The sequence below is a fragment of the Lentzea roselyniae genome (genome assembly GCF_039537795.1).
GTDB classification, from domain to species: domain Bacteria; phylum Actinomycetota; class Actinomycetes; order Mycobacteriales; family Pseudonocardiaceae; genus Lentzea; species Lentzea atacamensis.
This window is the reverse complement of sequence record NZ_BAABBE010000021.1, coordinates 1-24,686: the sequence shown is the minus strand read 5'-3', so window position 1 is coordinate 24,686 and position 24,686 is coordinate 1. Positions and strand designations below refer to the sequence as shown.

Annotated in this window: 7 protein-coding genes and 1 pseudogene; 7 read left to right on the top strand and 1 reads right to left on the bottom strand. The window is 71.3% G+C overall.

Going from position 1 to position 24,686, the window contains the following annotated elements; genetic code table 11:
- The first annotated feature begins 33 nt into the window (after positions 1 to 33).
- Genes entS through ABFX45_RS31155 form a run of 7 tightly spaced genes read left to right on the top strand, consistent with a single transcriptional unit; the run spans position 34 to position 24,563 of the window.
- Complete coding sequence (gene entS / locus ABFX45_RS31185; protein ID WP_346133807.1) at positions 34 to 1,296, top strand: enterobactin transporter EntS; 1,263 nt, start codon at positions 34 to 36, stop codon at positions 1,294 to 1,296.
- A complete protein-coding gene (locus ABFX45_RS31180) occupies positions 1,272 to 2,078 on the top strand; it encodes an alpha/beta fold hydrolase (protein WP_346133805.1) in 807 nt (268 codons plus the stop codon). The genes entS and ABFX45_RS31180 overlap by 25 nt, the downstream gene beginning before the upstream one ends.
- 52 nt (positions 2,079 to 2,130) lie before the next feature.
- Positions 2,131 to 2,337, top strand: coding sequence for an MbtH family protein (locus ABFX45_RS31175; protein WP_109639892.1), 207 nt, complete (start codon positions 2,131 to 2,133; stop codon positions 2,335 to 2,337).
- A 3-nt stretch (positions 2,338 to 2,340) separates the two neighbouring features.
- Positions 2,341 to 9,630 carry an amino acid adenylation domain-containing protein gene (locus ABFX45_RS31170; protein ID WP_346133802.1) on the top strand — a complete coding sequence of 2,430 codons (7,290 nt, stop codon included), beginning with the start codon at positions 2,341 to 2,343 and terminating at the stop codon, positions 9,628 to 9,630.
- Entirely contained in the window at positions 9,627 to 13,937 is a 4,311-nt protein-coding gene (locus ABFX45_RS31165) for an amino acid adenylation domain-containing protein (RefSeq protein ID WP_346133800.1), read from the top strand. The genes ABFX45_RS31170 and ABFX45_RS31165 overlap by 4 nt, the downstream gene beginning before the upstream one ends.
- Positions 13,930 to 21,192 (top strand): amino acid adenylation domain-containing protein, encoded by a 7,263-nt coding sequence (locus ABFX45_RS31160; RefSeq protein ID WP_346133798.1) that lies wholly within the window; start codon positions 13,930 to 13,932, stop codon positions 21,190 to 21,192. Before ABFX45_RS31165 ends, ABFX45_RS31160 begins: the two co-directional genes overlap by 8 nt.
- Complete coding sequence (locus tag ABFX45_RS31155) at positions 21,186 to 24,563, top strand: amino acid adenylation domain-containing protein (protein WP_428834206.1); 3,378 nt, start codon at positions 21,186 to 21,188, stop codon at positions 24,561 to 24,563. The genes ABFX45_RS31160 and ABFX45_RS31155 overlap by 7 nt, the downstream gene beginning before the upstream one ends.
- A 24-nt stretch (positions 24,564 to 24,587) precedes the next feature.
- Here the strand turns inward: ABFX45_RS31155 and ABFX45_RS31150 are convergent.
- Positions 24,588 to 24,686, bottom strand: a pseudogene (locus ABFX45_RS31150) (IS982 family transposase); the annotation flags it as partial.

The window sequence follows — 24,686 nt, the reverse complement described above, 5'->3', positions numbered from 1 at the left end:
TTAGGCTAGCCGACATATCGGAGGGATGGTGCCGTGCGCCTCGGTGAACTCGTCGTCGACGTCACACCACTGCGCGAGGACCCGGCATACCGCCTGGTGTTCGCCGCGCAGACGGTGACCGTGCTGACCACAGCGCTGACGAACGTCGCGATCAACGTGCACGTCTACCAGATCACCGGCTCGTCCGTACAGGTCGGCCTGGTGGGACTGGCGTTCGGAGCCGCACTGCTGGTCGGCCTGCTGGCCGGCGGGGTGCTCGCCGACCGCGGCGAGCGGCGCAGGATCATCGTCGGTTCGCGCGTGATCGTCGCGGCGATGCTCTTCGCTCTCGCGCTCAACGCGTCGATCCCGTCGCCGATGTTGTGGTTCGTCTACGTCGCCGCTGTGATCGTCGGCGCGGTCGCGGGCGTCGGCGGATCGGCGCTGATGGCCGCCATCCCGTCCACCGTGAGACCGGAGCACCTCGCGGCGGCGGGTGCGCTGCTGACGCTGGCGAGCCAGTTCGGCGCGATGCTCGGCCCGTCGGTCGCCGGTCTGATCGCATCCGGGCCCGGAGTGGCCGCGTGCTTCGCGATCGACGCGCTCGGCTATCTGGTGGGTGTCGCGCTGTTCCGGAAGCTGCCCGCGCTGCGGCCGGAAGGCGTCGACGAGGAGAAGGAACACCCGCTGCGCTCCATCGCGGAGGGGTGGAAGTTCGTACGCAGCAACGAGATCGTGCGCGGCCTGCTGATCATCGACCTGTGGGCGATGGTCTTCGCGATGCCGTACGCGCTGTTCCCGCAGATGGCGGCCGAGGTGTTCGGCGGCGGTCCCGAAGCGGTGGGACTGCTGCACACCGCGCCCGCGGTGGGCGCGTTCATCGGTGGTCTGTTCAGCGGCTGGGTGAACACGTTCCGGCACAGCGGCCGCGCGCTGATCGCGGCCGTGCTGCTGTGGGGCCTCGCCATCACCGCGTTCGGCCTGTCCGGCCACCTGTGGCTCGGCCTCGCGTTCCTGGTGGTCGCGGGCGCGGCCGACACGACGTCCGAGATCCTGCGCCGCGCGCTGTTGCAGCACCACACGCCGGATCGCCTGCAGGGCAGGGTGAGCAGCCTGTGGCTCGCCCAGGCGACCAGCGGGCCCGCGGTCGGCGGCACGGAGGCCGGCCTGGCCGCGCGCTACCTCGGCCCGGCGATGGGAATCGTGGCCGGCGGTCTTGTGTGCGTCGCGGGCGTCGTCCTGGTCGCGCTGACGATGCCCGGCCTGCGCCGGGCGAACCTGCGAGGTGAGGCGTGTTCGCAGACCTCCCCGGCGTGAAACTCTCCTACGACGACACGGGTTCCGGCGAACCCGTGGTGCTCGTCATGGGCGCGGGCGCGACCGGCAGGGTGTGGCACCTGCACCAGGTGCCCGCCCTCGTCGAGGCCGGGTACCGCGTGATCACGTTCGACAACCGCGGAATCTCGCCGGCCGAACCCGGTTTCACCGTCGACGACCTGGTCGCCGACACGGCCGGGCTCATCGAGCACCTGGGTCTCGGCCGGTGCCGGCTCGTGGGCACCTCGATGGGCGCTCAAGTCGTGACGGAGCTGGCGCTGGCTCGGCCCGACCTCGTTTCGCAGGCCGTGCTGATGGCCACGCGCGGGCGGTCGGACGTGATGCGCGCGGCGATGGGCCTGGCGGAGAAGGAGATGCTCGACTCCGGCGTCGTGCTGCCGCCGCGTCAGGAAGCGATCGACCGCGCCCTGCGCAACCTCTCCCCGCACACGTTGAACGACGACGCGGCGGTCTCCGACTGGCTCGACGTCTTCGAGATGTCGCCGATCCTGTGGACGCCGGGGCTGCGGGCACAGCTGGACCTGGACTTCGCGCCGGGATCGAGCCGGCTGGCTGCCTACGCCGACATCCGGGTGCCGTGCCTGGTGGTCGGTTTCGCCGACGATCTCCGCCTGCCGCCACACCTGTCCCGCGAGGTCGCGGACGCGATTCCCGGTGCCCGGTATGTGGAACTGGAGCGGTGCGGCCATTACGGCTATCTGGAGCGTCCAGACGTGGTCAACGCCGCAGTACTGGAGTTCTTCGCGGCTGGACACTGTTAGACACGCCTTACTAAGGTAAGCCTCAGTTAACCCCCCGAACTGGAGGCTTGCTGTGACGAACCCCTTCGACGACGACAACGGGCGTTTCCACGCACTGGTCAACGATGAGGGTCAGTTCTCACTCTGGCCGACGTTCGCCGAGGTCCCCGAGGGCTGGCGAGTCGTGTTCGGCGAGGACACCCGCGAGGCCTGCCTCGCGTACATCGAGGCGAACTGGACGGACATGCGTCCGTTGAGCCTCGTCCGCGGCGAGCGCTGAAGCGTGGCGTCGAACGTCGAGGACGTCCTACCGCTGACGCCTCTCCAGCAGGGCATGGTGTTCCACGCCCTGCTCGGCGAGGGCGTCGACGTCTACACCGTGCAAACCGTGCTGCACCTGTCCGGCGACGTCGACGCCGACCGGTTGCGCACGGCCGCCGACCGGCTGATGCGGCGCCACACGACCTTACGAGCCTCGTTCCGCACCCAGTCCTCCGGCCAGTTCGTGCAGGTCGTCTACCGATCGGTCGACCTGCCGTGGCACGAGGCCGACTGCGCGGACCCCGAGGCGTTGCGGCGTCTGCTGGAAGCGGACCGCACGGCGCCGTTCGACCTCGGCCGGCCACCGCTGGTGCGCTTCACGCTGGCGCGCACCGCAACCGGCCCGGTGCTGATCATCTCGGCGCACCACCTGCTGTGGGACGGCTGGTCCGCGCCCGTGCTCGTGCGCGAGCTGCTGACCCTGTACTCGGGCGGGGAGCTGCCGCCCGTGCGGCCGTTCCGCGACCATCTGAGCTGGCTGTCCAAACAGGACACTCAGGCCGCCTCGCGCGCGTGGGCGGACGCGCTCGCGGGACTGGACGGCCCCACGCTCGTCGCCACCCGCGAGGCACCCTCCGGGTTGCCCACCTTCGTCGAAGCCACCCTGCCCGCCCCGACGACGGCAGCGCTCACCCGCACCGCGCGTGACCGCGGCCTCACCGTGAACTCCGTCGTGCAGGCGGCGTGGGCTCTCGTGCTGGGCGAGCAGACCGGCCGTGACGACGTCGTCTTCGGCGCCACGGTCTCCGGCCGCCACCCCGACGTGGCCGGCGTCGAGTCCATCGTCGGCATGCTGATCAACACCGTGCCGGCCCGCATTCGCCTCTCCCCCAGCGAAACCCTCGCCGAACTGGCCACGCGCGTGCAGGCCGAACAGGCCGCCCTGCTCGACCACCAGCACCTCGGCCTCGCCGACATCCAGCGTGCGGCGGGCCAGTCGACGCTGTTCGACACGCTCTTGGTCTTCGAGAGCTATCCCGGTACCGACTTCGAGGACTCGCTGCTGACCGCGATCGAGTCGCACGACGCCTCCCACTACCCGCTGGCCCTGCTGGTCGTCCCCGGCGAGTCGCTGTCGCTGCGCCTCGCCCACGACCCGGCCCGCTTCACCGCCGCCGACCGCGTCGCCGCGCGTCTGCTGGATGTGCTGGAGCGGTTCGCGGCCACGCCCGACCTGCTCGTCGCTCACCTGGAACCGTTGTCTCCCGCGGAGTTCCACGCCACGATCACGGTCCCGAACTCGACCGCGCACCCCGTGCCGGACACGACCCTGGTGGAGCTGTTCTCGCAGCAGGCCGCCCGTACTCCGGACGCCACCGCCGTCGTCTTCGAGGACTCCTCGCTGACCTACGCCGAACTGGACGCACGGGCGGACGAGCTGGCGGGACAACTCGCCGCCAGGGGCGTCCGTCCCGGCTCGATCGTCGGTGTGCACCTCGACCGCTCGCTCGAACTGATCGTCGCACTGCTCGGCGCACAACGCGCGGGTGCGGCCTATCTGCCGCTCGACCCGTCCTACCCGGCCGACCGCCTCGCGATGATGATCGAAGACGCCCGGCCGGTCGTGGTGCTCGAACCGGGCCTGCTCGACGGTCCCACCGCCGAAATCGTGACGCCCGCGCCGGGTGACTCGGCCTACGTGATCTACACGTCCGGCTCCACCGGCCGCCCCAAGGGTGTCGTGGTGTCGCACTGCGCGATCGTGAACCAGCTGCTGTGGATGCGCGCCGAGTACGGGATCACCCCGGACGACCGGGTGCTGCAGAAGACCCCGTCGAGCTTCGACGCGTCGGTGTGGGAGCTGTTCCTGCCGCTCGTCAGCGGCGCCACCCTCGTCGTCGCGAAACCGCAGGGGCACAAGGATCCCTCCTACCTCGCGGAGCTGATCGAGCGGGAACGGGTCACGACGGCACAGTTCGTGCCCTCCGCGTTGCGGGTGTTCCTGGACGCCGGCGCGCCGCCGGCATCCCTGCGCCGGATCGTCTGCGGGGGTGAAGCGCTGCCGTCCGACCTGGCCGGCGCGGCGCCCCACGTCCACAACGTCTACGGCCCCACCGAAACCACCGTGCAGGTGACTCGCTGGGACGCGAGCGGAGGAGCGGGGACGGCCACGGTGCCCATCGGCCGTCCGGTCTGGAACACCCAGATCCACGTGCTCGACCGGTACCTGCGACCGGTGCCGCCCGGTGTCCCGGGCGAGCTGTACGTCGGCGGCGCCCAGCTGGCCGACGGCTACCTCGACCGGCCAGGCCTCACCGCGGCGCGGTTCGTCGCCAGCCCGTTCGTTGCGGGACAACGGCTTTACCGCACCGGCGACGTGGTGCGCTGGAACGGCGTGGCCCTCGAGCACCTCGGCCGGTCGGACGACCAGGTCAAGGTTCGCGGCTTCCGCGTCGAGCTGGGTGAGGTCGAGGCCGCCCTGACGGCGCTGCCGGGGGTTCGCGCGGCGGCGGCTCGGGTGTTCGCCGAACGCCAGCAGCTCATCGGTTACGTGACCGGCGACGGACTCGATCCCGCCGCGGCGCGGCGTGCGTTGCTGGACCGGCTGCCGGAGCAGCTGGTGCCGTCGGCGATCATCGTGCTGGACGAGATGCCGTTGACGCCGAACGGGAAGCTCGACCGCAGTGCGCTGCCGTCACCTGAAGTCGCGGAGTCCGCCGGTGAGGCGGCGCGTGATCCGCGCGAGCAGGTGCTGGCGGGGCTCTTCGCCGACGTGCTCGGCGTCGAGCGGGTCGGCAGGGACGACGACTTCTTCGCGCTGGGCGGGCACTCGCTGCTCGCGACCAGGCTGGTGAGCCGGATCCGCCGCACGCTGAACGCCGACCTGCGGATCCGTGCGGTGTTCGACGCACCCACGGTCGCCCGGCTGGCGCGGTTGCTGGACGGTGGCAACACGCGGCCCGAGCTGGTGGCACGGGAACGGCGCGCGGTCGTGCCGATGTCCGCCTCGCAGCGCAGCCTGTGGTTCCTGCATCGGCTGGAGGGCCCGGACGCCACGTACAACCTCCCGTTCGCGGCGCGGCTGACGGGATGGCTCGACGCCGACGCCCTGGACGCCGCACTCACTGACGTCGCGGCTCGGCACGAGTCGCTGCGAACGTTGCTGTCCGACGAAGGCCAGCACGTGCGGGAAGCCCCTGTCATCAAGGCGATCAGGCGCTCCGGTGCCGACGAGAAGGAGTTCGTCGCAGCGGCGGTGAACCGGCCGTTCCGGCTCGACGAGGAAATCCCGTTCCGCGCCGAACTGCTCACCATCGGCCCCGCCGAACACGTCCTCGCCCTGGTCGTGCACCACTCCGCGGCCGACGAGTGGTCGGCCCGTCCGCTGTTCCGGGACCTGGCCACCGCCTACGCGGCGCGACGGGAAGGCGAAGCTCCGCAGTGGGCGCCCCTCCCGGTTCAGTACGCGGATTTCGCACTGTGGCAGCAGGAACTCGCCACCGACCACGAGCGTGCCCACTGGGCGAAGAAGCTGGAAGGTCTGCCCGAGGAGATCGCACTCCCGGCCGACCGCCCACGTTCGCGCGAGACGACCCGCAAGGCGGGCAGCGTCACCGTCGAGTTCCCGGAAGGGCTCGCCGGCCGCCTGCGCGCGCTGGGCCGCAAGCTCGGCGTCACCGAGCTGATGATCGGCCAGGCCGCCACCGCCGTCCTGCTCGCGGCGATGGGCGCAGGTGACGACATCCCGCTGGGCACCCCGGTCGCCGGCCGCACCGACGCCGCCCTCGACGACGTCGTCGGCTACTTCGTCAACACGCTCGTGCTGCGCACCGACCTGTCCGGCAACCCGGCGTTCCGCGAGCTGCTGGCACGGGTGCGCGACGCCGACCTCGACGCGTTCTCGCACCAGGACCTGCCGTTCGAGCAGGTCGTCGACGCGCTCAGCCCGCCGCGGTCGCCGGGCAGGCACCCGCTCTTCCAGGTCATGGTGTCGCGCCGGGACGACGGCGCGGCCGACCTCTCCCTCGCGGACCTCGTCGTCGAGCCGATCGCCACCGGGGTCACCGGGGCGAAGTTCGACCTGGCGTTCCACTTCGGGGACGACGACTGCCTGATCACCTACTCGGCCGACCGGTTCGACCAGTCCACTGTGGACCAGTTGGCGCGCAGGCTGGTCCAGGTGCTGACGACCCTCGTCGCCAAGCCGGAGCAGCGGATCAACACCGTCGACCTGCTCGACGACACCGAACGCGCGGTGCTCGACGGGTTCAACGACACGGCCGAGGAACGGCGGGTGACCACCCTCACCGCGCTGGTCGAGGAGCAGGTGGCCCGCACTCCGCAGGCCGTGGCCGTCGAGTTCCACGAGCGGTCGCTGACCTACGCCGAGCTCAACGCCAGGGCCAACCACCTCGCCCGCAGGCTCCAGGAAGCCGGGGTCGGGCCGGAGCGCACGGTCGGCATGCACTGGGAGCGGTCGCTCGAGCTCGTCGTCGGGTTGCTCGCCGTCGAGAAGGCCGGTGGCGCGTTCGTGCCGCTGGAGCCCTCGTGGCCGGCGCAGCGGATCGCCGAGGTGGCCGCCAGCGCGAAGCTCGCCGCCGTGCTGAGCGGACCGGAGCACGACGGACCGGTGCGCGGCCTGGGCATCCCCGTGCTGCACGTCGACCTCGACGCAGAGGATCCGGTGAACCTCGGCGTGGAGATCGAGCCGGAGAGCCTCGCGTACGTGATCTACACGTCCGGGTCCACCGGCACGCCCAAGGGCGCGATGATCAGGCACCGGGCCATCACGCACCGGCTGCTGTGGCAGCGGGAACTGCTCGGCTTCGGGCCGGGTGACGGCGGGTTGTTCAAGGCGCCGCTCGGGTTCGACATCTCCATCAACGAGGTGTTCCTGCCGCTCACCACCGGCGCCAAGCTCGTCATCGCCGAACCCGGCGGTGAGCGTGACATCGACTACCTGCTCGGGATCATCGAGCGGCACGACGTCACCTACACCTACCTGCCGTCGTCGATCCTCGACCTGCTGATCGCCCTGCCGGACTTCCAGCGGCGCGGGCGGTCGCTGCGCCACGTCTGGTGCGGCGGCGAGGTGCTCACGCCGGAGCTGTTCGCCCGGTTCCGCGCGGTCAGCGACGCGGTGATGTACCACGGTTACGGTCCGGCCGAGGCGACGATCGGCGTCAGCCACGTCGTGTACCGCGAGCCGAGCGCCGTGCGTGGTGCGGTGTCGATCGGCCGCCCGAACGGCAACACGCAGCTGCACGTGCTCGACACGAACCTGCGGCGGGTGCCCGTCGGTGTGCCCGGCGAGCTGTACGCGGGTGGCGTGTACCTGGGCCGCGGTTACATCAACGACCCGCGCCGCACGGCCGCGGCGTTCGTCGCGGATCCGTTCGGGCCGCCCGGTTCCCGCCTGTACCGCACCGGTGACCTCGCGCGCTGGTGCCCGGACGGCACGCTGGAGTTCCTCGGCCGTGCCGACAACCAGATCAAGATCCGCGGCATGCGGGTCGAGCTGGAGGAGATCGAGGCCGTTCTCGAACAGCACGCGGGCGTGCGCCGGGCGGTGGTGCTGCTGCGCGACAAGCGTCTCGTGGGGTACTACATCGGGTCCGAAGTGGACGGTCTGGACGACTGGCTGCGCACCCGCCTGCCGGACCACATGGTCCCGCAGCGGTTCATGTTCCTCGACGAGTTCCCGCTGATGCCCTCGGGCAAGGTGAACCGCAAGGCGCTGCCGGAACCTCCCGCGGAGACGACCACCGGCCGGGAGGCGGAGACTGCGGCGGAGAAGCTGCTGTGCGGTCTCATGGCCGACGTGCTGAAGATCGAACGGGTCAGCCCGGACGACAACTTCTTCTCTCTCGGTGGCGACAGCATCCTGTCCATCCAGTTCGTGGGCAGGGCTCGCGCCGCCGGGCTGCGGATCTCGCCGCGCCAGGTCTTCGAGTTCCAGAACGCCGCGGCGCTCGCCCGCGTGGTCGGCGAACCGCCTGCCGCGCACGACGAGGAGCGCGCGAACGGTGTGGGCGAGGTACCGCTGACGCCGATCATCCGCTGGTGGGCGACCTCCGGCGACGAGAAGATGGCTCAGTCCGCGTTGTTGCGCGTGCCTCCCGCCGAAGGGCCGGAACCGTTCGCCGATGCCGTGAACGCTTTGCTGTCACACCACGACATGCTGCGCGCCCGGTTCGCCGACGGCGTGCTCACCGTGCCCGCCTCCGCACCCGAGGGTGTGTTCAGCCACGTGCGGGTGGACGGCGCCCTGGAACCGTTGGTGCACCAGGAGTTCGAGCGCGTCTCAGCCGAGCTGGACCCGGCGGCGGGCGCACTCCTGCGAGCGGTGTGGTTCGACCTCGGACCGACAACGCCGGGCCGGCTGCTGCTCGTGATCCACCACCTCGCCGTGGACAGCGTGTCGTGGCGAGTCCTGGCAGGTGACCTGGAGCAGGCCTTCACCTCCCGGACCGAGGGCAACCCGGTCAAGCTCGACCCGGTGCCGACCTCGTTCCGCTGGTGGGCCAGGAACCTGCCCACGCCGTCCGAAACCGAGGCGCAGTGGTGGCAGCAGCAGGCCTTCGCCGCCACCGAGCCGGTGCGTCCTGGCCCGATCGCGGGGTCGCGCACCGACGAGATCGACGGCGACCTGGCGGCCGCGATGCTGCGTGAGGTGCCCGGTGCGTTCCGCGCGGGTGTGCAGGACGTGCTGCTGGCCGCGCTCGCGACCGCGCTGGGCAAGGCCGAGACCGTCGCGCTGGAAGGCCACGGCCGCGAGGAGCACCTCGTGCCCGGCGCCGACCTCTCCCGCACCATCGGCTGGTTCACCACGGTCTACCCGGTCGCGCTGACGCCAGCCGCCACGCCGGGCGACACCCTCAAGCAGGTCAAGGAAAAGCTGCGGGCGGTGCCGAACAACGGCATCGGCCACGGACTCCTGCACGGGGAGACGGACCCGGTGATCGGCTTCAACTACCTCGGCCGCTTCGACCTCGCGACCGCGGAGGGCTTCTGGGTGCCCGCGAGCGAGCGGTTGCCGGAGCCCGGCACCCAGCACCGGCCGCTCGAGATCAACGTCGTCACCGAGGACCGGGCGGACGGTCCGGTCGTCAAGGCGACCTGGTCGTGGACCGGTGCCAGGACCAGGTCCGAAGTGGACCGGATCGCCCAGGCCTGGCGGACGGCGCTGGAGGCGCTCGTCGCCGAGACGCGCGGGGGTGAGGTGTCCGCGCTGACCCCGTCGGACGTGCCACTGGTGTCTTTGCAGCAGAAGCAGCTGGACAAGATCGCAGCGAAATGGCGGAAGAAGTGAGCGACCCCATCGAGGACGTGCTGCCGCTGTCGCCGTTGCAGCAGGGCATGTTGTTCCACGCCCTGTACGACGAGTCGGCGGACGACGTCTACACCGCGCAGTTCGTCCTCGGCCTCAGCGGTGACGTCGACGCCGGCCGGCTGCACGAGGCGGCGCAGGCGTTGCTGGACCGGCACGCCAACCTCCGGGTCGCGCTGGTGCACGAGGACGTGGACGAGCCCGTCCAGGTCGTCCTGCGCGACGTCGAGCTGCCGTGGGCCGAGCACGAGCTCACGACCACCGAGCTCGCCGAGTTCCTCGAGCGCGACCGGACCACCAGGTTCACGCTCGACGAGCCGCCGTTGCTGCGGATGACGCTCGTCGAGCTGGCCGAGCGGGACTTCCGCCTGGTGATCAGCAACCACCACGTGCTGCTCGACGGCTGGTCGCTGCCGCTGCTGGTGCGGGAGCTCCTCGAGCTGTACCGGGGCGCCACGCCGCCCGCGCCGCGGCCGTACCGCGACTACCTGGCGTGGCTCGCCGCGCAGGACCGCGACACGTCCGTCACCGCGTGGCTCGACGCGATCGGCGACGTCGAGGGCCCGACGCTGCTCGCCCCGGCGGCACCGAAGGTTCCCGTCCGGCCGGGCAAGGTGCGGCTGGAGCTGCCGGAGGACCTGACCGCGCGGATCTACGCCCGCGCCCGCGAGCACAGCCTCACCGTCAACACCGTCGTCCAGGGCCTGTGGGGACTGCTGCTCGCGCAGGCGACGAACCGCAAGGACGTCGTGTTCGGCGCGACGGTGTCCGGCCGGCCGGCCGACCTGCCCGGTGTCGACAGCATGATCGGTCTGTTCATCAACACCGTGCCTGTGCGCGTGCGCACCCGAGGCACCGTGCTCGACGTGCTGAGGTCCGTGCAGGACGAGCAGGGCGCGTTGATGGAGCACCAGCACATCGGCCTGACCGAGGTCCAGCGCGCCGTCGGGCAGGGCGACCTGTTCGACACGCTGGTGGTGTTCGAGAGCTACCCGGTCGACACCGACGCCGTGGCCGAACAGGAACGCGCCGCGGGCATCACGATCAGCCAGGTCGAGGTCGACGACTCCACGCACTACCCGCTCACCCTCGCCGTCGGCGCCGAGGAACGGCTCACGGTCGTCTTCGAGTACCGGCCGGGTGTTTTCGACGAGGCGTGGGCGCACACGCTCGCCGAGCGGTTCCGGCGCGCCGCCGAGGTGTTCGCCGACCAGCCGGACATCGACGTGCGGCACGTGGAGCTGTTGAGCGACAACGAGATCGCCGCTCTCCGCGAGTGGGGCACCGGCAAGGTGCTCGACACCGGCGGCACTCTCGCGGAGGTGCTGGCCGAGCAGGCCCGCCGCACGCCGGACGCGGTCGCGATCGTCGCGGGCGAGCGCAGGCTGACGTTCCGCGAGTGGAACGAGCTCGCGAACCGGGTGGCCCGCAGGCTGATCGAGGCGGGTGCCGGGCCGGAGAAGATCGTCGCGCTGCTCCTGCCTCCGGGTCCGGACGTGCTGGTGGCGCTCGCGGCGGCGTTCAAGGCGGGCGCCGCGTACCTGCCGCTCGACCCGGAGTGGCCGGCCGAGCGCGTCGACTTCATGCTGCGCGACGCCGAACCCGCGATCGTGCTGACCAGCCTGCCCGACGTCACCGACGTGCCGGGTGACGACCTGGAGCCGATCGCCCGGCCGGAGCACCCCGCGTACGTGATCTACACCTCCGGGTCCACCGGCACGCCCAAGGCGGTCGTGGTGCCGCACCGGGCGATCGCGAACCTGCTGATCAGTCACCGCACCGATCTCTTCGACCCCGCTCAGGCGCGCGTCGGCCGCCCGCTGCGGGTCGCACACGCGTGGCCGATGGCGTTCGACGCCTCGTGGCAGCCGATGCTGTGGATGTTCGCCGGGCACGAGCTGCACCTGGTGCCCGCCGACACCCGGCGCGACGCCGACCTGCTGCGGAAGTTCCTGGCGGACCACGAGATCGAGTTCGTCGAGCTGTCGCCGTCGTTGCTCGCGCAGGTCGCGTCGGAACCGGGCTGGCGCGGTGCGCTGAAGGTGCTCGGTGTCGGCGGCGAGGCGGTTCCGCTGCCGTTGTGGCGGTCGCTGCGCGCGGAGCCGGACCTCGCGATCTACAACCTCTACGGCCCGACGGAATGCACCGTCGACTCGGCGGCGTGCGACTTCGACCGCACCGAGAACCCGTGCATCGGCTCACCGGTCGGCAACGCGCACGCCTACGTCCTCGACCGCGACCTGCGGCCGTGCCCGCCGGGCGTCGAGGGCGAGCTGTACATCGCGGGCGAGGGCCTTGCCCGCGGCTACCTCAAACGTCCTGGCACGACCGCCGAGCGGTTCGTCGCCGACCCGTTCGGCGCGCCCGGCACCCGCATGTACCGCACCGGTGACGTGGCGCGGTGGAACGGCGAGGGCCTGATCGAACTGCTCGGCCGCGTCGACGACCAGGTGAAGATCCGCGGGTTCCGCATCGAACCCGGTGAGATCGAAGCGGTGCTGCTGCGCGACGAACGCGTCCAGCGCGCCGTCGTCATCGCCCGCGAGGACGTGCCGGGGGTGAAGCAGCTCGTGGCGTACGTCGTGGCGAGCGGCACCGACGGGCTGCGCGAGCAGGTGGCCGCGCGTCTGCCGGAGCACATGGTGCCGGCGGCGATCGTGCGCGTCGACTCGTTCCCGTTGACCCGCAACGACAAGCTCGACGTGAAGGCACTGCCCGCGCCGGACTGGACGGCGGCGGCGTCCCGGCCGCCCGTCACCGAGCGGGAGAAGCAGATCGCGGAGCTCTTCGCCGAGGTCCTCGGCCTGCCCGTGGTCGGGGCCGACGACAGCTTCTTCGCCCTGGGCGGCGATTCCATCGTGTCGATGCGGCTGGTGAGCAAGGCACGTGGTGCCGGACTCTCGTTCAGCCCGCGTGACGTGTTCGAGCAGCGGACCGTGGCCGCGCTGGCGGCTGTCGTCCGCGACGCCGTCCACTCCGGACAGTCGGACGGCGTCGGGGAGGTGCCGCTGACGCCGATGCTGCACTGGCTGCGCGACAACGGCCCGTACGACCGGCTCAGCCAGGCCCGCCTGCTCTGCACGCCCGCTGAGCTGACCGAGCCGCGGCTGGTGGAGCTGGTGGGGGCGCTGCTCGACCGGCACGACGTGCTGCGCGCGCGGTTCGACGGCGGTTTCACCGTTCCGCCGCGTGGTTCGGTGCAGCCTGTCGTGCGCCGGATCGACGCGACCTCCTCGTCCTACCAGGACATCGCACAGCTGCTGCCGGCGGTGATGGAGGAGGAGCTGGCCGAGCTGCGCCCCGCGACCGGTGACATGGCGCGGTTCGTGTGGTTCGACACCGGCGACCGTCAGGGCCGGCTGCTCGTGCTGCTGCACCACCTCGTCGTCGACGGCGCTTCGTGGGGTGTGCTGGTGCCCGAGCTCGCCGGTCTGTGGAACGGCGAGGAGCTGCCACCGCTCGGCACGTCGTTCCGCGAGTGGGCCACCGGACTTCAGGAGGCCGCACGGGCGAGGACGCCGGAACTGCCGCTGTGGCGCCAGATGCTCTCCGGCCCGGATCCGTTGCTCGGCACGCGCAGGCTCGACCCGGCGGTCGACACCCGCGCCACGATTCGCGCCACGCGCACGTTCCTCGACGAGGAGACCACCGAAGCGTTGCTGACGAGGGTGCCCGCGCGGCACGGCGTCACCGTCGACGACGTCCTGCTGGCCGGCCTGGCGCACGCGGTCTCCCGTTGGCGGGACACGTCCGACACGTCCCTGCTGCTGGCGCTGGAAGGCCACGGGCGTGAGGAACAGGTCGTGCCCGGCGCCGACCTGTCCGGCACGGTCGGCTGGTTCACCAGCGTCTACCCGGTGCGCGTCGATCCCGGCGATCTCGCCTCGGACGTCCACAAGGGACTGCGGCAGGTCAGCGAGCAGCTCGCGGTGCCGGACAAGGGCATCGGCCACGGCCTGCTGCGCTACCTCAACCCGGACACGGCGGCCGAGCTGGCGCGGCTCCCGGAGCCTCAGCTGGAGTTCAACTACCTCGGCAGGCTGACCATCGGCGAACGCGAAGGCGAGCCGTGGACCGGTGCGCCCGAGGTGGGCGCGATGGGTGGCGGGGCCGACGACGCCGCACCCGCCCCGTACTGCCTGGTGCTCAACGTGCTGGTGCGCGGGTCGGTCCTGGAGGCCGACTGGCAGTGGCCGGCCGCGCTCTTCACCGAGGACCGCATCCGCGAGCTTTCGCGTGAGTGGTTCGCCGCGTTGACGCTGATCTCGAAGGAGACCCCTGGTGAGTGACCTTGCCGCCCGCAAGCGCGAGCTGATGCGCCGCAGGCTGGCCGAGGCCGGTCTCGCGAACACGGCGCAGATCCCCAAGCGTGACAGCGACGACGACCTCCCGTTGTCGTACGCGCAGTCGCGGATGTGGTTCCTGCAGCAGATCGCGCCGAACAGCCCCGCCTACAACGTGTGTCTCGCGATCGACCTGCGCGGCCCGCTCGACACGGCGGCGCTGCACCGGTCGTTCCAGCGGCTGGTGGAACGCCACGAAATCCTGCGCACCCGCTACACCGAGGGCGCCGACGGCGAACCCCGCCAGGTCGTGGACAAGTTCGCCGTGGTGACCATGCCGGACTCCGATCTGCGCGGACTCGACCCCGTCGAGCGGGACGGCGCCGTCGCGCGGATCGCCCGCGAGGAGTCCGGGCACGTCTTCGACCTGCGGCGCGAGCACCCGTTGCGGCTGCGGCTGCTGCGGCGCGGCGAGGACGACAACGTGCTGGTGCTGACCGTGCACCACATCGCGTGGGACGGCTTCACGTTCAACACGCTCTCCCGCGACCTCTCGGCGCTGTACCGCGAGGACACGACGGGCCGTCCGGCCGAGCTCGACCCGTTGCCCATCCAGTACGCGGACTTCGCGGTGTGGCAGCGCAAGACGCTCGGCTCCAAGCTCGACCGCGAGATCGAACACTGGCGGCGCGCGCTGGACCCGATGCCGGAGAACCTGCCGCTGCCGACGGACCTGCCCAGGCCCGCCGTGCGGTCGGACCGGGGCGACCGGATCTTCCGCACGTTCGATCCGAGCGTGACCGAACTGGTCAGCGAGTTCGCGCAGACCCGTGGCGTCACGCCGTTCATGGTGGTGTTCGCGGCCTACGCGGCACTGCTCGGCCGGTACACCGGCGCGACCGACGTGCCGATCGGCTCGGCCTCGATGAACCGGGACGCGGGCGAGGTCGAGAAGCTGATCGGCAACTTCGGCAACACGCTGGTGCTGCGCGCCGACCTGACCGGCGACCCGTCGTTCGCCGAGCTGGTGCAGCGCGTGCAGAAGGTGTGCACCGACGGCTACGCGCACCAGGACCTGCCGTTCGACCTGCTCGTCGAACGCCTGCGGCCGCCGCGGGTGCCCGGCCGCTCGGTGCTGTTCGACGTGATGCTGCTGTTCCTGGTACAGGGTCTGCAGGGCTTCGACCTGCCGGGCGTGCAGGCCGGCTGGGAGACCGTGCACAACGACACGACCCAGTTCGACCTGGCGCTGGAGGCGTTCGTCACCGGCGGGCAGATGCGCGTCGAGGCCACGTTCTCCACCGAGCTGTTCACCCACGCGACCGTCGGCAGGTTCCTGGCACACCTGGAGAACCTGCTCACGACAGCGCTCGCGGACCCGTCGACCAGGTTGAGCGCCCTGGACTTCCTCGCAGAGGACGAACGGTCGCAGCTGCTCGGCGCCGAGGTCGAGGTGCCGGACACGACGCTGGTGGAGCTGTTCTCGCAGCAGGCCGCCCGCACCCCCGACGCCACCGCCGTCGTCTTCGAGGGCTCCTCGCTGACGTACGCCGAACTGGACGCGCGGGTCTCCGAGCTGGCCGGACGCCTGGCCGCTCAGGGGGTTCGGCCCGGTTCGATCGTCGGTGTGCACCTGGACCGCTCACTGGACCTGATCATCGCGCTCCTCGGCGCGCAGCGGGCCGGTGCCGCTTACCTGCCGCTGGATCCGTCGTACCCGGCCGACCGGCTGGCGATGATGATCGAAGACGCCCAGCCCGTCGTGGTGCTCGAGCCGGGTCTGCTCGACGGTCCGGCCGCCGAGGTAGTAGCGCCCGCACCGGGTGACGCGGCCTACGTGATCTACACCTCCGGGTCCACCGGCCGTCCCAAGGGCGTCGTGGTGTCGCACCGCGCGATCGTGAACCGGCTGCGGTGGATGCAGGACGAGTACGGCCTGACCGCTGAGGATCGCGTTCTGCAGAAGACGCCTTCGTCGTTCGACGTCTCGGTGTGGGAGTTCTTCTGGCCGCTCATCACCGGCGCCACCCTCGTGGTCGCGAAACCGGAAGGCCACAAGGATCCCGCCTATCTCGCGGAGCTCATCGACCGCGAGAACGTCACGACCGTCCACTTCGTACCTTCGATGCTGCGCGCGTTCGTCGAGTCCGGCGCCCGGCCCCAGTCCCTCAAGCGCGTGATCTGCAGCGGCGAGGCGCTGCCGTCCGACCTCGGACGCGCACTGCCCCACGTGCACAACCTCTACGGCCCAACGGAAGCAGCCGTCGACGTCACCTACTGGCCGGCCTCCGCCGGGGTCGGCACCGGCACCGTGCCGATCGGCCTGCCGGTCTGGAACACCCAGACCTACGTGCTCGACCGGTTCCTCAAGCCGGTCGCGCCCGGTGTCGCGGGCGAGCTGTACCTCGGTGGCGTGCAGCTGGCCGAGGGGTACCTCAACCGGCCTGGCCTGACCGCCTCACGGTTCGTCGCCAGCCCGTTCGGCGCGGGACTACGGCTCTACCGCACCGGTGACCTCGTCAGGTGGACCGGGCACGCCCTGGAGTACCTGGGCCGCACCGACGACCAGGTCAAGATCCGCGGCTTCCGCGTCGAGCTGGGCGAGATCGAGGCGGCGCTGACGGCGTTGCCGGAGGTCGTGAGCGCGGGCGTGGTGACGCGGACCGAACGCCAGCAGCTCGTCGGCTACGTCGTGCTGCGCGAGGGTGCGGACGTGACGGCGATCCGGCCCAAGCTCGCCGCCGCGATGCCCGAGCACCTGGTGCCGTCGGTGATCGTCGAGATCGACCAGCTCCCGTTGTCGCCCAGCGGAAAGCTCGACCGCAGGGCACTGCCGGAGCCCGAGCTCACCGCCGTGTCCGAAGAGCCGGCCACGCCGAGTGAGCAGGCGGTCGCCGCGCTCTTCGCCGAGCTGCTCGGCGTCGAGCGGGTCGGCAGGCACGACGACTTCTTCGCGCTAGGCGGGCACTCGCTGCTCGCCACCCGGCTCGTCGGCCGGCTGCGTTCCGACCTCGGCGCGGAGATCGCGATCGGTGAGGTCTTCGAGGCGCCGACGGTCGCGGGACTCGCGGCACTGCTGGACTCCCACGGCCGCAGGCGGCCCGCGCTCACCCCGATGCCGAGGCCGCGGCGGATCCCCCTGTCGTCGGCACAGCAGCGGTTGTGGTTCCTGTACCGGCTGGAGGGGCCGAGCGCGACCTACAACGTGCCGTTCGCGGTGCGCATCGACGGCCGGCTGGACACCGACGCGCTCAACCTCGCACTCGCGGACGTCGTACGGCGGCACGAGGTGCTGCGCACCATCTACCCCGAGTTCGAGGGCAAGCCGTACCAGCAGGTGCTGGACGTCCTGCCGTCGCTGAAGTTCGGAGAGGGTGCACCTCGCGAAGCGGCCGCACGGGCGTTCGAGCTCGACCGCGAACCGCCGTTCGAGGCCACGCTGTACCGAGCCGGCGACAACGCGCACGTGCTTTCGCTGCTGACACACCACATCGCGAGCGACGGCTGGTCTGCCGAGCGCCTCGTCGCGGACTTGACGACGGCCTACCACGAGCGGTCGCGCGGCCGTACGCCCACGTGGACGCCGCTGCCCGTGCAGTACGCGGACTACGCGCTGTGGCAACGGGAACTGCTCGGCAACGACGCGGACCCGAAGAGCCTCGCCGCCGCTCAACTCGCCTACTGGACGCGGCAGCTCGCCGAACTGCCGGAGGAGATCGACCTTCCCGCGGACCGGCCGCGTCCCGCCGAGGCGACGTACGCGGGTGACGCCGTGGCGTTCCGCATCGACGCGCGGACCCATCGCGCTCTGGCGAACCTCGCCCGGCAGTCCGGCGGCACGGTGTTCATGGCCGTGCAGGCGGCGGTCGCGGCACTGCTCGGCCTGGTCGGCGCCGGCGACGACATCCCGCTCGGCGTGCCGGTCGCGGGCAGGACGGACGCCGCGCTCGACGGTCTCGTCGGGTTCTTCGTGAACAACCTGGTGCTGCGCACCGACCTCAGCGGTGACCCGACGTTCCGGCAGGTGCTGGACCGGGTGCGGCGCACGGACCTGGAGGCGTACGCGCACCAGGATCTGCCGTTCGAACGTATCGTGGAGGCGCTCAACCCGGCGCGGCAGTTCGGCAGGCACCCGCTGTTCCAGGTGATGCTCGCGTTCCAGCGGGCGTCCGGCGGACCCGTCCCTTTCGGTGCGGCGTCGCTGCGCGAGGAGCACGTCGACTTCTACACCGCGCGGCTCGACCTGTCGTTCCACCTGTTCGAGCACTCCGGCGACGGAGGACTCGACGGCTGGCTGGTCTACAGCGAGGGCAGGTTCGACAGGTCCACTGTGGATGACCTGGTGGCGCGGTTCACCCGTCTGCTCGGCCAGCTCGTCGCCCATCCCGACCAGGCGCTGTCGAGGGCGTCCGTGCTCACGTCCGGTGAGCGGGAGGCGCTGCTCGGACGCACCACCGACCACCAGGTGCCGGACACGACGCTGGTGGACCTGTTCTCTCAGCAGGTCGCCCGTACGCCGGACGCGACCGCGGTGGTGTTCGAGGGGTCGTCGCTGACCTATGCCGAGCTGGACGCCCGCGTTTCCGAACTGGCTGGACGTCTGGCAGCACGGGGTGTTCGTCCCGGTTCGATCGTGGGTGTGCGGCTGGACCGTTCGCTGGAGCTGATCGTCGCGCTGTACGCCGTGCAACGGGCGGGCGCGGCTTATCTGCCGCTCGACCCGTCGTACCCGGCCGATCGCCTCGCGATGATGGTCGAGGACGCCCAGCCCGTGGTGGTGCTGGAGCCGGGGCTGCTGGACGGCCCGAGTGCTGAAGTGGTGGCACCCAGGCCGGGTGACGCGGCGTATGTGATCTACACGTCCGGTTCAACCGGGCGTCCCAAGGGCGTGGTGGTGTCGCACCGGGCCATCGTGAACCGGTTGCTGTGGATGCAGGACGAGTACGGCCTGACCGCTGAGGATCGCGTTCTGCAGAAGACGCCCTCGTCGTTCGACGTCTCGGTGTGGGAGTTCTTCTGGCCGCTCATCACCGGCGCCACCCTCGTGGTGGCCAAGCCGGAAGGCCACAAGGACCCCGCCTACCTCGCCGAGCTCATCGACCGCGAGAACATCACGACCGTCCACTTCGTACCGTCGATGCTGCGCGCGTTCGTCGAGTCCGGTGCGCGGCCGGAGTCGTTGAAGCGGGTCATCTGCAGTGGTGAGGCGTTGCCGTCCGACCTCGGTCGCGCGTTGCCGCACGTGCACAACCTCTACGGCCCAACCGAAGCAGCCGTCGACGTCACGTACTGGGACACGGCGGAAGGTGTCGGCGACGGCACCGTGCCGATCGGCCAGCCCGTCTGGAACACGCAGGTCTACGTGCTCGACCGGCACCTGCGCCTGGTCCCGCCCGGCGTGCCGGGAGAGCTCTACCTCGCGGGCGTCCAGCTCGCCGAGGGCTATCTGAACCGGCCGGGCCTCACCGCCTCGCGGTTCGTCGCCAGCCCGTTCGGCACCGGCGAACGGCTCTACCGCACCGGCGACCTGGTCAAGTGGCGCGGAAACGCGCTGGAGTACCTGGGCCGCACCGACGACCAGGTCAAGATCCGCGGCTTCCGCGTCGAGCTCGGTGAGATCGAGGTGGCGGCCGCGAAGGTCGCCGGCGTGCGGCAGGCCGTCGTGGTCGTGCGGGACGACCGGCTCGTCGGTTACGTCGTCGGTGACGCGACGCCGGACGCCATCCGTGCCGAACTGGCCCGCGAGCTGCCCGACCACATGGTCCCGGCCGCGCTGGTGCCGCTGGCCGAGCTGCCGCTCACGCCGAGCGGCAAGCTCGACCGCAACGCGTTGCCCGCGCCGGACTTCGCCGCGCTCGCCGGGAACGCCAAACCCGCCGACGAGCGGGAAGCCGTGCTGTGCGCGCTGTTCGCCGAGGTGCTCGGACTGCCGGAGGTCGGCGCACAGGACAGCTTCTTCACGCTCGGTGGCGACAGCATCCTGTCCGTTCAGCTCGTCAGCCGGGCTCGCAAGGCAGGGGTGGTGATCACCCCGAGGCAGGTGTTCGAGCACCGCACCCCGGCCGCGCTGGCCACGCTGATCTCGGCGCCCGCACTCGCGATCTCCGACGAGCCGGTGGGCCGGGTCGAGCCGACGCCGATCATGCGCTGGACCCGTGGCGGTCTCGCACAGGCGATGCTGCTGGTCGCGCCGGACGGCCTGACGCACGACGGGCTGGTGCGGACCGTGCAGGCCGTGCTGGACCGGCACGACGTGCTGCGTTCCCGGTGGGACGGCACGACCCTGGAGGTGCCCGCGAACTCGTTCGACGCGGCCGAGGTCGTCCGCCGTGCCACGAACGACCTGGACACCGAGCTGACCGCGGCACGCGAACGCCTCACCGCCGACCGGATGATCCAGGTCGTGCGGTTCGAGGACCGCGTGCTGATCGTCGCCGACCACCTGGTGGTCGACGGGGTGTCGTGGCGGATCCTGATGGACGACCTCGCCGAGGCGTGGGCGGGCCGGGAGCTCACACGCACCGGCACGTCGTTCCGGCGCTGGTCGCAGCTGCTCGCCGAACAGCAGCGCGGCGGCGAGACCGGCCTGTGGCGCGATGTGCTCGACGGCGCGGACACAGTGCTGCCGCTGGGTGGCGAACAGCTCGTCACCGAGTTCACCGTGCCGCTGCCCGACTCCACGGGCGTCCGGGAGCTGCTGCTGGCGGCGCTCGCACGGGCGTTGGAGACCTGGCGCGGACGCAGTGGTGACGTCGTGGTGGCGGTCGAGGGCCACGGCCGGGAGGAGCAGATCTCGCCCGGCTGCGACCTGTCCGCGACGGTCGGCTGGTTCACGACGATCCACCCGGTGCGGCTGCGGCCGGGTATCAGGTTGCGCGACATCGCCGAGCAGCTGGACGCGCTGCCCGACCACGGGCTCGGCTACGGCCTGGTCCGGCCGTTCGCGGGCCTGCGCGAACCCACGGTCGTCGTCAACTACCACGGCCGCCTGCGCGAGGGCACGGGCTCGCCGTGGACCGTGGCACCGGAGGCACCGGCGCTGCGGGTACCGCCGAAGAAACCGCACTGGGCGTTGGAGGTGAACGCCGTCGCCGTCGGCGACACGTTGCGCGTGGAGGTGACGGGCCCTGACGAGCCGGGGCTGGTCGGGAAGTTCCGCGCGGAACTGGCAGGCAGCGCGCCGACGGCGATCGACACGTCCTTTGTGGACGTTTCCGCAGAAGACATCGACGAGTTCGAAGTGGAGCTGGGCACGTGGTGAGTCAGCAGCCGACAGCGGGGGAACTCCTGCGCGAGGTCACCGACCTGTTGGGGCCGGAGGCGGCCGGGCTGTCGGAGAACGACAGCCTGATCGAGTGGGGCCTCGACTCCATCCAGCTCATGCAGGTGGCGAACAAGTGGCGGCGCAGCGGTGTGAAGGTGCCGTTCGCGCTGCTGGCGAAGAACCCGACGCTCGCGGACTGGCGGAAGATCCTCGCTGACGCCGCGGGCGTGGCGCCGGAGCCGGAGGTGACGGTCGAGGTCGACGAGAGCGCGCCGTTCCCGCTCGCGTTGATGCAGCACGCGTACTGGATCGGCCGCGACGAGGAGGCCACGCTCGGCTCGGTCGCCGCGCACCTCTACGTCGAGTTCGACGGGCCGGACCTGGAGCCGGTGCGGCTCACGACGGCGGTGCGCAAGCTCGTCGCCCGGCACGGCATGTTGCGCGCGGAGTTCGGTGACAACGGCAAGCAGCGCATCCTGCCCGACCGCCGCCAGGACCCGTTGACCGTGCACGACCTCCGTTCGTTGGACGAAGACGTGGTGGCGCAACGGCTCGAGGAGCTGCGGGACGCCTCGTCACACGCGCGCCTGGACGTCGCGAACGGTGAGGTCTTCCACGTGGCGCTGAGCCGTCTGCCCGGTGGCAGGGCCCGGTTGCACGTCGACGTCGACATGCTGGCCGCGGACGCGCTGAGCTACCGCGTGCTGCTCGCCGACCTGGCGCGGTTCTACGACGAGCCCGACCACGTGCCCGCGCCGATCAACTACAGCTACCCGCGTTACCTCGCCGAGCGCGAGCTGAGCCGCAAGGCCGAGCAGGACGCCGCGCGGGAGTGGTGGCAGCACCGGATTCCCGAGCTGCCGACCGCGCCGGACCTGCCGCTGGTGCCCGAGTCCGAGCGCGCGGACGCCTCCCGCGTGACCCGGCGCCACCACTGGCTCGCACCGGAGGACCGCAAGCGCCTCGCCGCCCGCGCACACGAGCACGGCCTCACCCCGGCGATGGTGGTGGCGGCCGCGTTCGCCGAGACGCTGTCGGCGTGGAGCGCTCAGCCGCGGTTCCTGATGAACCTGCCGATGTTCGACCGGCAGAGCGATCACCCCGACGTGGACAAGCTCGTCGGCGACTTCACCAGCTCCGTGCTGCTGGAGGTCGACCTGAGCGAGGAAGCGTCGTTCGTGACACACGCACGGGCGTTGCAGGCGCGGATGCACGAGGACGCGGCGCACGCGGCCTACTCGGGTGTCGAGGTGCTGCGCGACCTGTCCCGCCACCACGGCGAGCAGGTGCTGGCACCGATCGTGTTCACCAGCGCGCTGAACCTCGGCGAGCTCTTCGACGCCCGCGTCCGCCGCTGCTTCGGCGAGGCTGTGTGGATCGTGTCGCAGGGCCCGCAGGTGCTGCTGGACGCACAGGTCACCGAGGTCAACGAAGGCCTGCTGATCAACTGGGACGTGCGCGAGCACGCCTTCCCCGAGGGCGTGATCGACGCGATGTTCGCGGCGTTCCGCGACCTCGTCACGAACCTCGGGCAACGCGACGACGTGTGGGAGCGTCCGGCTGGGGGCGCGTTGCCCGAGTCCCAGCTCCAGGTCCGTGCCGCGGCCAACGCGACCGAGGGCCCGCGCAGCGGCAAGCTGCTGCACGACGGGTTCTTCGCGCTGGCACGGGAGACGCCGGACGCGCCGGCGTTGCTGTGGGGCCGCGACGGTGTGCTGACCTACGGCGAGCTGGCCGACAGGGCGCTGCGCATCGCGGGATCGCTGGTGGCTGACGGAGTCCGGCCGGGAGACCTGGTCGGCGTGAGCCAGCGCAAGGGCCCGGAGCTGGTCGCCACCGCCATCGGTGTGCTGGCTGCGGGCGCCGGGTACGTGCCGATCGGCGTCGACCAGCCTCCCGCGCGAGCCGAGCGGATCAAGCGCACCGCGGGCGTCGACCACGTGCTGACGTCGTGGGACTCGACGGCCGAGCCGCTGGCGTCACCGGTGACGGTGCCCGAGGAGAACATCGCGTACGTGCTCTTCACGTCCGGCTCCACCGGTGAGCCGAAGGGCGTCGAGGTGCCGCACCGAGCCGCGATGAACACCATCGACGACCTGAACGAGCGCTTCGGCATCGGCCCGTCCGACCGCTGCCTCGCCGTGTCGGCGCTGGAGTTCGACCTCTCCGTCTACGACGTGTTCGGCCTGCTTTCCGCCGGCGGCGCTGTCGTGCTGGTCGAGGAGGACGACCGCAAGGAAGCCCGCCAGTGGGTGGAGCTGGCCGCCACACGCGGCGTGACGCTGGTGAACTGCGTGCCGGCGTTGCTCGACATGCTGCTCGTGACCGCACGGCCCGGTGAGCTCTCCGGTCTGCGCACGGTGCTGCTGGGCGGCGACTGGGTGGGCAAGGACCTGCCCGGCCGGGTGTTCGAGCAGTCGCCCTCCTGCCGGTTCGCGGGCCTCGGCGGTACCACAGAGACGGCGATCCACTCGACGGTGTGCGAGGTGCGGGAGGTGGCGCCGTCGTGGCGTTCGGTGCCCTACGGCACGCCGCTGCGCAACGTCGCCTGCCGGGTCGTGGACGTGCGCGGCCGCGACTGCCCGGACTGGGTCACTGGCGAGCTGTGGATCGGTGGCGACGGCGTGGCCCACGGCTACCGCGCCGACCCGGAGCGCACCGCGGACAGGTTCGTCACCTGGGAGGACCGTCGCTGGTACCGCACGGGCGACCTGGCGCGGTACTGGCCGGACGGCACGCTGGAGTTCCTGGGCCGCCGCGACCACCAGGTGAAGGTGCGCGGCATGCGCATCGAACTGGGTGAGGTCGAGGCGGCGCTGGCCGAGTTCCCCGGTGTCCGGCGAGGAGTGGCGGGCGTGGCGGGCACGCAGCTCGTCGCTGCCGTCGCGGGCGAGGTGGACGGCGAGGAGGTCCGCGAGTTCGTCCGCACCCTGCTGCCGCCGCACATGGTTCCGACGCGTGTCATCGTGCTGGACGCGATGCCGTTGACCGCCAACGGAAAGGTCGACCGCAAGGCCGTCGCCGCACACTGGGCGGCCGAGGCGGACACCTACGTCGCACCGGTTTCCGCGCTGGAGCAGGTGCTGGCGAAGATCTGGGCCGAGGTGCTCGGCGTCGAACGGGTCGGGCTCGACGACGCGTTCTTCGCGCTGGGCGGCGACTCGGTGCTGGCGACGATGATCGTCGGCCGCCTGCGGGAGGCGCTGGACACGTCGGACGTGACGGTGCGGACGCTGTTCACGACGCTGACCGTGGGCGCGATGGCGGCCAGGATGCAGGCCGACGAGCCGGTGCCAGGACGGCTGGCCCAGGTCGCGGAGATCTACCTGGAGATCGACGCGATGACCGAGGAAGAGCTCGGACTCTAGATGGTTGATTCCGTGAAGTTGGTGTCAGTGATCGAACGCGGTCAGTGAGCGTTTGCTGGTCACGCCCGCCTCCCAGTTGTGCCAGATGCCGGCGGCCATGGCCAGCAGGCGCTGAGCGACACG